Raw genomic sequence first — 15,197 nt, 5'->3', positions numbered from 1 at the left:
AGGAAGACCATGGGAACTGTCAGCATTGACGCCGCCACCGAGGCCAAGGTCCGCGAGCTGCTCGTCGAGGCCCTGGACATCGAGGACGAGGAGCTGACCCGTACCGGCCTGTTCGTCGAGGACTACGAGGCCGACTCGCTGAGCGCCATCGAGGTGCTCGCCTCCCTGGAGCGGACCTTCAAGGTCACCATCGAGCAGGAGGAACTGGCGAACATGACCAACCTGGAGGGCGTCCTCGAGGTGCTCTCCCGGGCGGAGACCCGATGACCACACGTCGGGTGGTGCTGACCGGACTCGGTGTCCTGTCCAGCATCGGCAACGGGGTGGAGGAGTTCACCCAGGCGTTGAGGGAGGGCCGCTGCGGTGCGGCCCCCATCACCCTCTTCGACAGCTCCGGCTTCCGCCGTACGTTCGCCCACGAAGTCCGGGACTTCGAGCCCGAGCAGTGGGTGCGGCGTACTCCGGTCGAGGAGCTGGGGCGTGCCAGCCAGTTCTCCATCGCCGCCTCGCAGATGGCGTTGCGGGACGCCGGCTGGACGCCCGAGGACCTGGCCGAGCGCCGGGGACTGGTGACCATCGGCACCACCGACGGCGAGGCCAGGGAGCTGGACTTCCTGATCGAGCACGAGGTGAACGAGGGCTTCGCCAAGCTGGACGGGAGGGCGGTCCGCCGCCTTCCCGCCCACCGGCTGGCCAACTCGGTGGTCAAGGAGCTGCGGCTGCCTCGCGCCGTGCCCTCGGTGGTGGGGACCGCCTGCGCGGCGGGCAACTACGCCATCGGTGACGGCCTGGACGCGGTCCGCTTCGGCGAGGCGGACTACGCCCTGGTCGGCGGTTCCGACGCGTTGGCCCGCCGTACCTTCGCGGGCTTCTCCCGGATGGGGCTGGTGGCCTCGGACCGTTGCCGGCCCTTCGACTCCGACCGTGAGGGGCTGCTGACCGCCGAGGGTTCCGGTGTGCTGGTGCTGGAGTCGTTGGAGTCGGCCCAGGCCCGTGGGGCCCGGATCTACGCCGAGCTGCTGGGGTACGGGCTCAACTGCGACGCCCACCACCCCACGGCCCCGGACCAGGAGAGCGTGGTGCGCTGCATGTGCATCGCCCTGTCCAACGCCGGGGTCAAGCCCGGGGACGTGGACCTGGTGTCCGCCCACGGCACGGGGACGCCCACCAACGACGTCACCGAGAGCCAGGCCATCCACGACGTGTTCGGCGACAACCCGCCGCGCACCGTGGCCCTGAAGTCGATGCTCGGCCACTCCATGGGCGCCGCCAGCGCCCTGGGCGCGGCGGCCTCGGCGCTGGCCCTGGCGCACGGCTTCATCCCGCCCACCGTCAACCACCGCACCACCGACCCCGCCTGCGACCTCGACTGCGTGCCCAACCAGTCGGTCGAGGCCCAGCTCCGTGTCGTGGTCAACAACGGCCTCGCCTTCGGCGGCAACAACGCCTCCGTGGTGCTGGCCCGTTACGAGGAGGACCGCTCATGAGCAGCGCGCTGAAGGAGGGAGTGGGCCGGCCGGTCTTCACCGCCTGGTCCTCGGTCTCCCCTTACGGCATCGGGCGTGCCGCCCATGTGGCCGGGGTCGCCGAGCGCCGGTCCACGCTGTCCCCCTCCGGGGCGGAGAGCGAGGGCCAGCTCAACGAACAGGCCTGTCTGGTACCGGACTTCGACGTGCGGAAGGTGCTCGGCAAGAAGGGCACCCGCACCATGGACCGCTCCATGGGCCTGGCCGTCACCACGGTGCGGCGCCTGCTGGAGGAGGCCGAGGCCGAGGGGAAGCCGATCCCGGTGGGCACCGGCACCGCGCTGGTGCTGGGCACCAGCTTCGGCAGTGCCCGCAGCCAGGGCGACTTCATCCGCTCCAGCTTCGTGGAGGACGCGCCGTACGACGTACCGGCACAGCACATGCCCAACGTGCTGATGAACGGGCCGACGGCGTCCACCGCGATCTGGGCGGACCTGAAGGGGCCCAACACCACGGTGGCGGGCGGCCGTCCCAGCGGGCACCTGGCACTGTCCTACGCGCGCCGGCTGCTGGCCGCCGGCCGGGCCGAGCGGGCCCTGGTCGGCGCGGTCGAGGAGTACTCCACCACCCGCGCCTGGTTCGAGTACCACAGCCAGGGCGAGGAGGAGAAGTCCCCGTCCCTGCTGGGTGAGGGCTGCGCGGTGCTGCTGCTGGAGCCGGCCGAGTCGGTGCCGCAGGACCGCACGGTCCTGGCCGAGCTGCTGGCCGTGGACGTCCGTACCGACGTGTACGACGACCTGGCCGGCACCCTCGACGCCTGCGTGGAGGAGGTGCTGCGGCAGTCCGAGATCAACCCCGAGGACGTCTGGGCCGCCTCCACCGGAGGGGTGCCCGGCACCCCGGGCGAGGTCGAGCGCGAGGTCGTCACCCGCCGGTTCGGCACCGTCGCCACCGACCGGGTGCTGGTGCACGAGCTGCTCGGCGACCTGTCGGGTGCCTCGGTGCCCTTCCAGCTGACGACCCTGCTGGCCGCCGCCGAGGCGGACGAGGAGTCGTTCGGCCGGCCGGCGCTGATCACCTCGGTGGACCGCGACGGGGTCGTGGCCTGCGCCGCCGTACGACTGCTCAACAAGAAGAAGGAGACCCCATGACGGCCGAGAACACCAGGGTGGCTCTCGTCAGCGGTGGTTCCCGTGGCATCGGTCGGGCCAGCGCCCTGCGGCTGGCCCGGGACGGATACGCCGTCAGCTTCTGCTACCGCTCCGACCAGGAGTCCGCCGAGACCCTGCGCAAGGAGCTGGCCGAGCTGGGCGTGGACAGCCTCGCCGAGCAGGTGGACGTGGCCGACCCGGAGGCCGTACGCGGCTGGGTCACCCGTACCGAGCGGGAACTGGGCCCGATCGCCACCGTGGTGGCCAGCGCGGGCATCACCCGGGACAAGCCCCTGCTGATGATGTCCGACGCGGACTGGCAGCAGGTGGCCACCACCAACCTGGACGGTACCGCCCACCTGTGCCGGGCCGCGCTGTTCCCCATGGTCAAGCGCAAGGCGGGGTCGATCATCACCCTGTCCTCGATCGCCGGGGTGTACGGCAACCACGGCCAGACCAACTACGCGGCCACCAAGGCCGGGATCATCGCGCTCACCAAGAGCCTGGCCCGGGAGGTCGGCCGCTACGGCATCCGGGCCAACGCGGTGGCTCCCGGAATGATCGACACCGACATGACCGAGGGCGTCACCGAGGCACAGCGCAAGCAGATGCTGGCCTCCATCGCCCTGCGCCGGTACGGCACCCCGGAGGAGGTCGCCGAGGCCGTGGCCTTCCTGGCCTCCGACAAGTCCACCTACATGACCGGCTCCGTACTGCACATCGACGGCGGCTACCCCGCCTGACCGGGCCGAAGGCCGGTCCAGAACCGGAGGTTCTGGACCGGTAACCCTGCCATCTCGCGGGGCGTGACCCGACGTCAGCCACCGCACACCACGACCCACCCCCGGGCCGTACGGGCCGGCCTGTCCGCCCGACTCACCTGATCGAGGAGAACGCACCGTGACCGCTCCCGCTTCTGTCGGCGCCAACTCGACGAGCTCCGACAACCACACCCCGCTCGTGGACACCGCGCTGCTGCCGGAGAACCTGGACGGCGAGGTGAAGGCCGCCCACCGGCTCTACGAGCACCTCATCGGCATCTGGGCGCCCGGCGTCATCGAGGCCGCCCACGACCTGGGCGTCTTCACCGAGCTGACCAAGGGTCCGGCCACCGCCGCCGAACTCGCCGAGACGCTCACCACCGACCTGCGCGCCACCCGGGTGCTGCTCGACGGGCTCGCCGCCTACGAGGTGGTCTTCCGCAGCCGGGGCGAGGACGGCCAGGCCCGCTACGCCCTGCCCAAGGAGCTGCACGGGGTCTTCGCCGCCGACGGCCTGTTCAGCCTGGCCGGCAAGATCGGTCACGACCGCAACGTGGCCTGGGGTGCCTGGCGCAACCTGGCCGAGAACGTGCGCACCGGCGCCCGCGACTCCCAGGGCGGCGAGCAGCTCAACCAGATATCCCAGGAGGACTACACCTCCCTGGTGCGCGGCATCAACTTCTGGGCGCCGCCGATCGTCGACGCCCTGGCCACCGCGCTGCGCCAGCTCGGCTGGGGCGAGGACACCGCGAAGTCCCTGCTGGACGTGGGCTGCGGCACCGGCATCTACAGCCACCTGCTGCTGAAGGAGTTCCCCGAGCTGTCCGCCCGGGGTCTGGACGGCCACCGGATCATCCCGATCGCCGGGGAGCAGGCCGCCCGGCTGGAGGTCGCCGAGCGTTTCCACGGTCACGTCTGCGACTTCTGGAAGGACGACTGGGGCACCGGCGTCGACCTGACCCTGTTCGTCAACATCTTCCACCTGCAGACCCCGGAGTCCGCGCGGGAGCTGCTGCTGAAGACCACCAAGACCATGTCCGAGGACGGGCTGGTGGCCATCGTCGACCACATCGTGGACGAGGACGGCGAGACCAGCACCCAGAACCGGTTCTTCCGGCTGTTCGCCGCCTCCATGCTGGCCACCGGCGGCGGTGACTCCTTCACCGTCCAGGACTACGACCAGTGGCTGGCCGACGCCGGCCTGGTCCGCGTGCAGCTGCTGGACACCCCGATGCACCGGGTGCTGCTGGCCCGCCGTCACTGAGGTCGCCGAGGCCACACCGGTCACTGAGGCCGCCGAGGCCACAGCGGGCGCGGGGGTCAGCCGTACCGCCGGCGCGCCCGCCGGGGTGGCCGCCACCGTGCCGTCCGTCGACGGGTCCGGTGCCGAACTCGCCTGGTTCCAGGCCGGGTTGGGCACCGGGATCGGTGGCGGTTTCCGTATCGATGCCTGAGCCGGTGTCAGTGCCGGTACCTGTGCCGGCGTCAGCACCGGGGAAACCGCGAGGGTCGGTGCCGCGCCCCACGCGGCGCACCTCCCCGGCCGGGCTGGCCCGGCCGGGGCACGGGACACACGGGGTCGCCCCGCCGTGTCCGGCGTAGCCGCCACCGCGCTCCCCCGGGGAGCCGGTGGCACCACGGCATCCCCTCCCGGAAGGATCGGGAGGGTCGCACATCCGGGCCGGATCCCCTCGGGGGTCCGGCCCGTGGCGTGCGCCCGGCCGTGTGCAGCGCCGTGTGCGACGCCGCATCCAACACGGCACCCCGAGCAGCGCGGCCAGCACCCCGTACAGCGCCTCACCCAGCACCCCGGGTGACCGCATCCGTGGTCGGGGCGCCCAGGGGGAGCGGGCTCCCCCGCACCCCGGCCGTACCCGTGGGCGCCGTGCGCCCCGTACACCCGGTACGACCCCGTTCCAGGAGAGCGCTCGCGGAGGTGCCGGAGCACCGGGGGCGCGGCGTACGGGGGCAGGGCCCGCCGACCGGCCGTACACCCCGACCTCCTCCTCGAAGCGGCCCGGACCGGTCGTGACCTGGGCACCGTCAGCGGCCCACCAGGTTGTAGGCGGCCGACAGCCAGACCGTCACCAGGGCCACCAGGGTGGTGGCGCTGTAGTGGAAGCGGGCGGTCCAGCCCCACCACTTGGCGCGCCAGGACAGGAACACGCAGATCAGCATGGCCATGGAGGTCGCCAGGGCCAGCGAGATCAGCCAGGGCACCATCCGCAGCAACAACGAGTCGTCGAGCAGCATGGTCTGGTTCAGGGCGTTGGAGTCGCTGGCCAGCTTGGCGAAGCAGGCGGCGGCGCCCACCAGCAGGCCGGCGGTACACCAGGCCATCAGCAGCGCCAGCCGGGGGCCGCCGGTGTTGCCGGTGTGGCGGTAGCGGCGGACCAGGGCGGCGATGCTCCAGCCCACCAGGGACAGCAGCAACAGCACCAGCCCGATGCCGAGCACCATCGTGTGGAGCTGGGGCGACTGGTACCAGGGCAGGCGTTCGTAGGCGCTGGTCGGCGCGGAGGCGACCGACATCCGGTCCCCGTCGAAGACCAGCCGGTCGTAGCCGCCCTTCTCCTGGAAGACGCCGGGCTTGATCTGCACCCAGTCGCGTTCCGTGCCGTCCGGGTCGGCGTTGAGGGGGCCGGAGGTGCTGATCGTCCCGTCGGGGCCGGCGGTCACCTTCACCGCGCTCATCAGGGCGCCGGCCCGGGTGATGTCGGCCTTGCTGGTACGCAGTTCCCGGTACTCGCCCTCGTACCGCCCGGCGTCCTCGGTCACCTTGCTCCGGGTCACCGAGGAGTGGGAGCTGGTCCCCTCCACCCGGTCCCGCATCCGCTGGCTCAGCTCGTGGCCGGCCCAGGAGCCGGCGCCGTCCTTGCCGTCGCCGTTGTAGACCACGAACAGGGCGGTGTCCCGCTCCGGCAGCAACGCGATGATGCCGTGGAAACCGGTGACGTCACCGTCCTTGATCAGCATCCGGTGCCCGCCGCTCTCCCGTTCCTCCAGGGAGTAGCCCACTCCGGGCAGCCCGGGGCTGTTGCCCCGGTGCCGCTTCTCCATGGCCTTCACCGACGAGGGTCGCAGCACCCGGTGACCGTCGAGCTGCCCGCCGTTCAGGAAGGCCCGCAGCAGCCGGCTCATGTCGGCGGCGGTGGTGATCGCGGCCGGCCCGGAGGGTGACCAGGCGCCGTACTGCCCGTACGCCCGGGTCTGCCCGTCGCCGTCGGGGCGGTAGCCGCGCGCCACGTGCTTGTCGAGGCTGGTCGGGTGGGGCTGGGTGAAGGTGGTGTGGCGCATCCCCAGCGGCTTCAGCACGTGCTGCTGCACGTACTCCGCGAACGGCTGCTTGGCGGCCACCTCGACCAGGTAACCGGCCAGCGCGAAGCCGTAGTTGTCGTAGCTGACCGCCTCGCCGGGCGGGCGTACCCGCTCCGGCTGGTCCTTGACGCCCTCCTCCAGGCTCTCGGCGTCCCGCGCCTTGGCCTCGGCCCGGCCGACGATGCTGTCGTCGAAGCCGCCGGAGTGGGTGAGCAGGTGGTGCAGGGTCACCGGCTGGTCGGGGTAGGTGTCGTCGATCTTGAACGACTTGAGGTAGTGGTTGACGTCGGTGTCGAGCTTCAGCTTGCCCTGTTCGACCATCTGCATCGCGGCGATACTGGTGAAGAACTTGGCCATCGACGCCATGAAGAACGGCGTCCTGGCACCGTCCGCCTTCAGCCCGCCCTCCACCCGGGCGTCCCCGTACCCCCGGGTGAGGACCTCGCGGCCACCGGAGACCAGGGCCATGGAGGCACCGGGGAGCTGGTACTCCTCCAGTTGCTGACGGACCTTCTTGTCCAGGTCCTTCGCCAACGCTTCTCCGCCGAGCCTCTTCCCCGACGGTTGGGCGGAGGTCTGCGAGGCTCGCGCGACCGGGGAGGCGCCCGGGGCTAAGGCCTGCGCGGGCACCGCGGACACGACCGTGAACAGGCCGAGCACCAGGGCGACCACCGTGGTGGGGAATCGTCGCGCTGTCATCTGTCCGCGGCTCCTCGGTGCAACTCGTCGGTGATAGCAGTCAGTTAACTTACCCGCGCCCGAAGACCGCCATGGAGGTGAGTGGCCTTCCGGGGGTACCTGGCTACACCCACCAAGACAACACCAGGGTCTAGTGCCATTGTTGGCCGGGCCCTCGCACACTTGGGGGCATGGGATACGGCGGTCTGACCGCCCAGGGAAGGGAACGGGATGAGCAGCATGAGCAGCCAACAGCTCGACGAGCGGGACCCTGGGGCCCGAGCGCAGGAGGGCGGCCCTGGCAACGCCATGCGCAACGCGGGCCGTGGGCTGGCCCTGGCCGCGCTCGCCCCCGTCGAGGTGCTGTGCTTCACGCTGGTCGTGACGGCGGTCAGCCTGCTGAGCGTCGGCATCGGCCTGTTCCTGGTCCCCCCGGCCGTGGGCGCCCTGCGCGGCACGGTGAACATCCACCGCCGGCTGGCCCGCGAGTGGTCCGGGGTGCGGATCGACTTCCCGTACCACCCGCCCCGGCAGGTGGACCCCGGCTTCAAGGGCCTGCTCCAGCGCAACAAGTACCTGCTGGCCGACCCGGCCACCTGGCGTGACCTGCTGTGGTCGATCCTCAGCCCGGTGATCGGCCTGGTGGTGCTGATCCTGCCGATCACCATGATCGCCTACGGGCTGTTCGGCGCCCTGATGCCCTTCTTCTGGGAGGTCATCAACGACGCCGGCGGCAACAACTGGTACATGTTCCTGAAGGTCGACAACGGCCAGTCCGCCCTGATGGCCTGCGTACTGGGCGTCCCCACCCTGTTCATCGGCGCGGTCACCGCCCCCCGGGTGCTGCGCTTCCACGCCGGTCTGGCGCACGGCCTGCTGGCCCCCACCGAGATGTCCCTCCAGGTACGCCACCTGACCGAGACCCGCAGTGACGCGTTGTCCTCCTCGGCGGCCGAACTCCGACGGATCGAGCGGGACCTGCACGACGGCGCCCAGGCCCGACTGGTCGCCATGGGCATGAACCTGGGCGTCGCCGAGCGGCTGCTGGCCAAGGACCCGGAGGCCGCCCGGGCCATCCTGAGCGACACCCGCCAGGCCTCCTCCTCCGCCCTCCAGGAGCTGCGCAACCTCATCCGTGGCATCCACCCGCCGGTGCTCGCCGACCGTGGTCTGGCCGACGCGGTACGGGCCCTGGGCATGGACAGTCCGCTGGACGTGGACGTGCACACCGAGCTCGAGGGCCGGGTGGAACCTCCGGTAGAGTCCGCGATGTACTTCGCGATCTCCGAGGCACTGACCAACGCCGCCAAGCACGGCCGGGCCACCCGCGTGACGGTCGACCTCTGGTACGGGGAGGGCCGGCTGCGGGCCCAGGTCACCGACGACGGCCAGGGAGGCGCCGACCCCTCCAAGGGGACCGGGCTGCGGGGTATGGAGCGCCGCCTCGCCACCTTCGACGGAATCCTCCTCGTGGCCAGCCCTGAAGGTGGACCGACCACTCTCACCATGGAGCTGCCGTGCGGGTTGTCCTCGCAGAAGACCTCTTCCTCCTGAGAGACGGAATGGTCCGGCTGCTCCAGGCCTACGACTTCGAGATCGTGGCCGCTGTGGACAACGGACCGGAACTGCTGCGGTCGCTGCTGGAGCACCGCCCGGACGTCGCCGTGGTCGACGTCCGGCTCCCCCCGAGCTTCACCGACGAAGGGCTCCAGGCGGCCCTGTCCGCCCGAAGGGAGGTCCCCGGGATGCCGGTACTGGTGCTCTCGCAGTACGTGGAACAGCTCTACGCCAAGGAGTTGCTGGCGGACGGTTCGGGTGGCATCGGGTACCTCCTGAAGGACCGGGTGTTCGACCCCGACGAGTTCGTCGACTCGGTACGCCGGGTTGCGGCCGGCGGCACGGCGATGGACCCGGAGGTGATCGCCCGGCTGTTCACCAGCTCCAGCGCCTCCCAGGCGGACCCCCTGGGGCGGCTGACCAGTCGGGAACGGGAGGTGCTGGGCATCATGGCGGAGGGCCGTTCCAACGCCGCGATCGCCGAGCGGCTGTTCATCTCCGAGCGGGCGGTCATCAAGCACACCTCCAACATCTTCACCAAGCTCGACCTGCCGCCCGCCGACGACAGCAACCGTCGGGTGCTGGCGGTCCTGGCCTACATGAAGGACACCCTGTGAGCCCACGACACCGAGGGCTCACCCACTGACCGAACGCCGCCCCGAAACCCCCGTCGGGGCGGCGTTCACCCCCCCGGCCCCGCCCCGCCCGTCCCCCGACGAGGGGGCGACCGGCCCACCGACCATTTCCCTCCCCCCACTCGGCCCCGCCGCCCGGTTCATCCCATCCGGCGGCGGGGCCGAGGCCTCTCCGTACCGAGGCTTCTCCGTACCGGGGGCGGCGAGCACCGGGGGCCAACTCCCGTGCCGTACGCGTGTGTTGGGCGGCTGCCCTGCCCGTGTCACGTCAACTGGGCCGTGGGCCCGACCACTTGGCGCCGGTTCGACGGGTACCGGGCGGGTGCGGGGTCAGCCCCGAGGAGGAGCGTGGGCCCCGAGGGCGGGGTGGCCCTCGGTCGGCCGGCGCTCCCGGTCGGCCCGCACCGAGAGTGCTCGGGGGCTTCCGGGGGCCTTTCTGGCGGTGCGTCAAGGATGCCGCCGGGCCACCGGGCGGCGCGTTCTACGGTCGCGGCGATCCGCGTGGGTCCGCGTAGGACTCCGTGGTCCCGCCTGTCCCGGGGAAACCACCCTCGTCCGGGGCCGCCGGCGTCTTGTCCCCGCCGTTCAGGCCCCATCGTCCTGGGGGATGCCCGGAGCCGGACTCGAACCGGCACGATCCCGAAGGATCAACGAGGTTTAAGCTCGTCGTGTCTACCTTCCACCACCCGGGCATGTGCGCAGACGTCATCCGCCTCGCGGGATGTGGACCTCCCCCAGACCGTGACCGAGCCTAACGGTACGGAGCGATCGCATGGGGTGATTCGGGAACGTTGCTGTCTTATTTTATGCGCAACTGACGGAGCGTCAGAGGATCGCGTCCACACCTGAAGCGCCGTTGTGCGCCCCCTGAACGCCGGCCGTCCGACCATGGCACACCTGGGAACCGGGCGAGGTCCCCCCTCGTTGGCGGAGGAGTCGACTCGCGGAGACCTTCGCGGGGTGGAGAGGGCCGACCCCGACACCCCACGAGGTCACCGGCGTCCCTAGGCCCTCTCCACCGCGAAAGCAAGGCCGCATCGTGGGGGAATGACGGAAAGTCGCCCCTCGGACACACAACGGCGCCACCCTTTTCTCAGGGCGGACGTCATACCCGGGTATGACCGCGCGGGCCTCGCTCCGCCCCAGGGACCGGGCGGGAACCGCCACACGGTCGGATTCGCCCCGGCCCCGCGTACCCCACCATGGAGTACCTGATCACCCGGCCGTTCCCGGACTGATCCGACCACCGCGAACGACAGGAGCACCCCGTGACCACGACCATGCAGACCGACCCCCACCCCGGTCAGACGGGACAGGAGGCGGCGACCGCCACCGGACTGAGCAAGGTCTACGGCGAGGGTGAGACCCGGGTCGTCGCCCTGGACCAGGTCACGGTGTCCTTCCGGCAGGCCGAGTTCACCGCGATCATGGGCCCCTCCGGTTCCGGCAAGTCCACGCTGATGCACTGCATGGCCGGCCTGGACACCGTCAGCGGGGGCAGCGCCCGGATCGGCGAGGTCGAACTGACCAAGCTCAAGGACAAGAAGCTCACCCAACTCCGCAGGGACCGGGTCGGGTTCATCTTCCAGGCGTTCAACCTGCTGCCCACCCTCAACGCCCTGGAGAACATCACCCTGCCGATGGACATCGCCGGCCGGAAGCCGGACCAGGAGTGGCTGGACAAGGTGATCTCCACCGTCGGACTGGCCGACCGCCTCAAGCACCGCCCCAACCAGCTCTCCGGCGGCCAGCAGCAACGGGTCGCCGTGGCGCGGGCGTTGGCCTCCAAGCCACACATCATCTTCGGTGACGAGCCCACCGGAAACCTCGACTCCCGCTCCGGCGCCGAGGTGCTGAACTTCCTCCGCAACTCGGTACGGGAACTGGGGCAGACCGTGGTCATGGTCACCCACGACCCGGTCGCCGCCTCCTACGCGGACCGCGTCATCTTCCTGGCGGACGGCCGGGTCGTCGACGAGATGCGGGACCCCAACGCGGACCGGGTGCTGGAACGGATGAAGAACCTCGACAACCGGGTGCGCTGAGCAGCACTGAGTTGCGCTGAACGGCGCTGACCGGCTGACCGGCTGACCAGCACGGCCCCGTACGGACCCGCGCTGCGATGGCTGCGGCGGCTGCGTTGGCTGCGTTGGCTGCGTACCGCCGAAGGCGGCTCCACGAAAGAGTGGCCCGGCCGACCTCACAGAACCGCCGTGCCGAACGTCTTCACAGACAGACGGACTTCAGCGCCCACTGACCACGAACGGCCACGCAGGCCGGGCCCGACCCAGGACCTCGTTCTGACCGAGGGCTGGTCGCACGACCTCTCGTGCCGACCGGCCACGGTGCGGAACACCACGACAGGACCAGGACTCACCATGTTCCGAACCGCTGTGCGCAACGTCCTCGCGCACAAAGCCCGGTTGCTGATGACCGTGCTCGCCGTGATGCTCGGCGTGGCCTTCGTCGCCGGCACCCTGGTGTTCACCTCCAGCGTCTCCGAGGCACTGCTGAAGAGCTCCAAGAAGGGGTACGAGTCGGTCGACCTCGCCATCCGGCCCGACTCCAAGGGGGCCGCCGCGGGCGAGCGGTCCCAGGAGATCGGCCAGGAGGTCGTCCGCGAGGTGGACGGCCTGTCCGGCACCGCCTCGGTCACCGGCATCGCGTCCGGTTTCACCGGGCTGTCCGACAAGAACGGCAAGTCCGTGGGCGGTGGTTGGGGCTCCAAGGGCGCCAACTACGGCAACGGCGCCGGGGCCGGCGACTCCAGCGGGGCGGACAAGCGCTACCCCCTGACCGACGGCCGCGCGCCCCGGGCGAAGGGCGAGGTCGCCCTGGACTCCAAGACCGCCAAGCGCACCAAGTACCAGGTCGGGGACACCGTGCCGATCTCGGTGGACGGTCCGGTCCGCAAGGAACGGGTGGTCGGCGTCTTCGACACCAAGGACGGCAGCGTGGCGGCCGGCGGCTCTCTGGTGCTGTTCGACCCCGCCACCGCGCAACGCCTCTTCGCCACCCCCGGCCACTTCACCGAGATCGAGGTCACCGCCCGACAGGGCGTCTCACAGGCCGCGCTGAAGAAGCAGGTGGAGAAGGTCCTCCCGGCCGGCGTCACCGCCAAGACCGGCGAGACCCTGGCCGACGAGGAGGCCGAGGCGATCAGGACCCAGACCAAGGGCATCGAGACCAGCATGTTGGTCTTCGCCGGCATCGCCCTGTTCGTGGGCATCTTCATCATCGCCAACACCTTCACCATGCTGGTCGCCCAACGCACCAAGGAACTGGCGCTGTTGCGGGCGGTCGGGGCCAGCCGCCGTCAGGTGACCCGTTCGGTGCTGATCGAGGCCACCATGGTCGGACTGGCCGCCTCGGTGACCGGGCTGGCCGCGGGTGTGGGTATCGGCGCCGGACTGCGGTCCCTGATGGGCAGCTTCGGTGACATGCCGGACGGCCCGTTGCTGGTGACCTCCACCACGGTGCTGGTGTCGCTGGTGGTGGGTGTGGTGGTGACCGTTCTGGCGGCCTACCTCCCGGCCCGCAGGGCGGCCAAGATCCCGCCGGTGGCCGCGATGAGCAGCGTGCACGCTCCGGCCACCACCCGCTCCCTGGTCGTACGGAACTCCATCGGCTCGCTGTTCGCCGCCGCCGGTGTGGCGCTGGTCTTCCTGGGCGCACTCGGCGACGGGGGCGAGAAGACGGTCGGCCTGGGCGCCGCCATCCTGATGATCGGGGTCTTCGTCCTCACCCCCCTGCTGTCCCGCCCGCTGATCGCGGCGGCCGGCCCGGCGCTGCGGATGTTCGGCGTGGCCGGCAAGCTGGCCCGGCAGAACGCGGTGCGCAACCCGCGCCGTACGGCGGCCACCGCCTCGGCCCTGACCATCGGGCTGACCCTGATCACCGCGCTGACCGTGGTCGCCGGAGGGGTGCAGAAGGGCATCGACAAGATGGCCACCGACTCCCTCAAGGCCGACTACATGGTCTCGATGGCCAACTACACCCCGCTCTCCCCTCAGGTGGAGAAGACCCTGCGGCAGCAGGACGACGTGGTGGCCTCCAGCCCGCTGCGCACCACCAGCGCCAAGATCGACGGGGACTGGGAGTCCCTGAACGCGGTCAACAGCAAGACCTTCCCCAAGCTCACCTCGCTGGACTTCAACTCCGGCTCCTGGAAGGACGTCAGCCAGGGCAAGCGTGTGGTGGTCGACGACAGCACGGCCAAGGAGAAGGGCTGGAAGGTCGGTTCGACCTTCACCACGACCTACCGCGACGGCAAGAGCGAGCGGTACACGGTCTCCGGGATCTACCAGGGCAACGAGATCATGAGCGGCATCATGACGGACACCAGGTCCCTCGCCGGTCATGTCACCCGGACCTCCGACATCCAGGTCATGGTGAAGACCCAGGACGGCGCCAACTCCGCCACCAAGGACCGGCTGGAGAAGGCCCTGGGCAACAGCCCCTCGATCCAGGTGCAGGACAAGGAGGACATCTCCGAGAGCATCGCCCAGTTCATCACCATCATGCTGAACGTGGTCTACGGACTGCTGGCGATGGCCGTGATCGTCGCGGTGCTCGGAGTGGTGAACACCCTGGCCATGTCGGTCTTCGAACGGTCCCAGGAGATCGGGATGCTGCGGGCCGTGGGGCTGGACCGGCGCGGAGTGAAGCGTACGGTGCGCCTGGAGTCCCTGGTGATCGCCCTGTTCGGCGGGGTGCTGGGAGTGGGCCTCGGCGTCTTCCTCGGCTGGGCCGCCGGTGAGCTGGTCGCCAGCAGCGGGCTGGACACCTACCAACTGGTGCTCCCCTGGGGCCGGTTGGCCCTCTTCCTGGCGCTGGCCGCGCTGGTGGGAGTGGTGGCCGCGCTCTGGCCGGCCCGTCGGGCCGCCAAGGTCAACATGCTCACCGCCATCAAGAGCGAGTGACCCCGAGGGTGGGCCCGGTGATCCGGGCCCACCCTCCGTACGCCTCCGCAACCGCCCCGCCCGGGTCACCGGGTGGGGCGGTGCCGTATCCACCGTGCCACCGCCCTACGGGGGGGCACCTCCGCCCAGGTCGGAGGCGGCCCCACCAGGCCAACGGCACCCCACGAGAGATCCGCCCGGCTACGTCCCCCTCCGGGTCGCGGCACGCACAGTGAGTCGGGCGACGAGCCCCTACAAGGCGGCAGGCCCACTCGTCGCCTCACCACCAAGGCGGTCGCCGAGCGTTCCGTGACGGCATCAGCCACGCCACAGCCGGGGGCCTGGTCACCCGCCGACAGGGCGCGGCCCCTCCGCCCACGGACGCCGTCACCACCACCCCGGCCACCGCCCTGGCACAGCACCCGGTCACCCCCACACGACAGGGCACCCCCGGGCGGGGCCAGGCTTCTCCCACAACCCGTCACCACGACCCCGAAGGCACCCCGCCAAGGGCGGCCGGACCAGTCACCCCGACCAGCCACCCGGCCCCCATGGCGGGCACCCCACAAGCGGGAACCCACCCCGCAGAAGCACCCCACACACCACCGACCACCACCAAGCCCCTCCCCCGAACCGCCGCCCCACGCAGGGCCCTTCACCCACGGACGCCGTCACCACCACCCCGGCCACCGGCCACCCCGGAGGCCCCCGAAATGGGCGGGACCCACGC

Annotated in this window: 10 protein-coding genes and 1 tRNA gene; 9 read left to right on the top strand and 2 right to left on the bottom strand. The window is 70.9% G+C overall.

The window, feature by feature from the left end:
• The first annotated feature begins 9 nt into the window (after positions 1-9).
• The 5 genes from ABZT14_RS17035 (at position 10) to ABZT14_RS17015 (ending at position 4,642) form a co-directional block, all read left to right on the top strand.
• Positions 10-267 (top strand): acyl carrier protein, encoded by a 258-nt coding sequence (locus tag ABZT14_RS17035; RefSeq protein WP_356302833.1) that lies wholly within the window; start codon positions 10-12, stop codon positions 265-267.
• Positions 264-1,487, top strand: a complete 1,224-nt coding sequence (locus ABZT14_RS17030; protein ID WP_356302829.1) for a beta-ketoacyl-[acyl-carrier-protein] synthase family protein — start codon at positions 264-266, stop codon at positions 1,485-1,487. The genes ABZT14_RS17035 and ABZT14_RS17030 overlap by 4 nt, the downstream gene beginning before the upstream one ends.
• Complete coding sequence (locus tag ABZT14_RS17025; protein WP_356302826.1) at positions 1,484-2,617, top strand: beta-ketoacyl synthase N-terminal-like domain-containing protein; 1,134 nt, start codon at positions 1,484-1,486, stop codon at positions 2,615-2,617. Before ABZT14_RS17030 ends, ABZT14_RS17025 begins: the two co-directional genes overlap by 4 nt.
• Positions 2,614-3,360, top strand: a complete 747-nt coding sequence (gene fabG, locus ABZT14_RS17020) for a 3-oxoacyl-ACP reductase FabG (RefSeq protein ID WP_356302824.1) — start codon at positions 2,614-2,616, stop codon at positions 3,358-3,360. The genes ABZT14_RS17025 and fabG overlap by 4 nt, the downstream gene beginning before the upstream one ends.
• A 157-nt stretch (positions 3,361-3,517) precedes the next feature.
• Complete coding sequence (locus ABZT14_RS17015) at positions 3,518-4,642, top strand: class I SAM-dependent methyltransferase (RefSeq protein ID WP_356302821.1); 1,125 nt, start codon at positions 3,518-3,520, stop codon at positions 4,640-4,642.
• Positions 4,643-5,421: 779 nt separating this feature from the next.
• Here ABZT14_RS17015 and ABZT14_RS17010 read toward each other — a convergent pair.
• Positions 5,422-7,395 (bottom strand): serine hydrolase domain-containing protein, encoded by a 1,974-nt coding sequence (locus tag ABZT14_RS17010; protein ID WP_356302818.1) that lies wholly within the window; start codon positions 7,393-7,395, stop codon positions 5,422-5,424.
• 210 nt (positions 7,396-7,605) lie between these two features.
• On the opposite strand from ABZT14_RS17010, the gene ABZT14_RS17005 reads away from it, so the two are divergent.
• Entirely contained in the window at positions 7,606-8,928 is a 1,323-nt protein-coding gene (locus ABZT14_RS17005; RefSeq protein WP_356302815.1) for a sensor histidine kinase, read from the top strand.
• Positions 8,892-9,548 (top strand): response regulator transcription factor, encoded by a 657-nt coding sequence (locus ABZT14_RS17000; RefSeq protein ID WP_356302812.1) that lies wholly within the window; start codon positions 8,892-8,894, stop codon positions 9,546-9,548. The genes ABZT14_RS17005 and ABZT14_RS17000 overlap by 37 nt, the downstream gene beginning before the upstream one ends.
• 626 nt (positions 9,549-10,174) lie before the next feature.
• Here ABZT14_RS17000 and ABZT14_RS16995 read toward each other — a convergent pair.
• Positions 10,175-10,258: transfer RNA gene (locus ABZT14_RS16995), tRNA-Leu, on the bottom strand.
• A 588-nt stretch (positions 10,259-10,846) separates the two neighbouring features.
• On the opposite strand from ABZT14_RS16995, the gene ABZT14_RS16990 reads away from it, so the two are divergent.
• Together ABZT14_RS16990 and ABZT14_RS16985 are read left to right on the top strand one after the other, a co-directional pair.
• Positions 10,847-11,611 carry an ABC transporter ATP-binding protein gene (locus tag ABZT14_RS16990; RefSeq protein WP_356303128.1) on the top strand — a complete coding sequence of 255 codons (765 nt, stop codon included), beginning with the start codon at positions 10,847-10,849 and terminating at the stop codon, positions 11,609-11,611.
• Between the two features lie 333 nt (positions 11,612-11,944).
• Positions 11,945-14,488 (top strand): ABC transporter permease, encoded by a 2,544-nt coding sequence (locus ABZT14_RS16985; RefSeq protein ID WP_356302809.1) that lies wholly within the window; start codon positions 11,945-11,947, stop codon positions 14,486-14,488.
• Positions 14,489-15,197: the final 709 nt, after the last annotated feature.

Origin of the sequence: Streptomyces sp. NPDC005438 (assembly GCF_040606315.1) — a bacterium.
Taxonomy (GTDB): domain Bacteria; phylum Actinomycetota; class Actinomycetes; order Streptomycetales; family Streptomycetaceae; genus Streptomyces.
The sequence above is the reverse complement of the archived record's forward strand: the minus strand, read 5'-3'. Positions and strand labels throughout refer to the sequence as shown.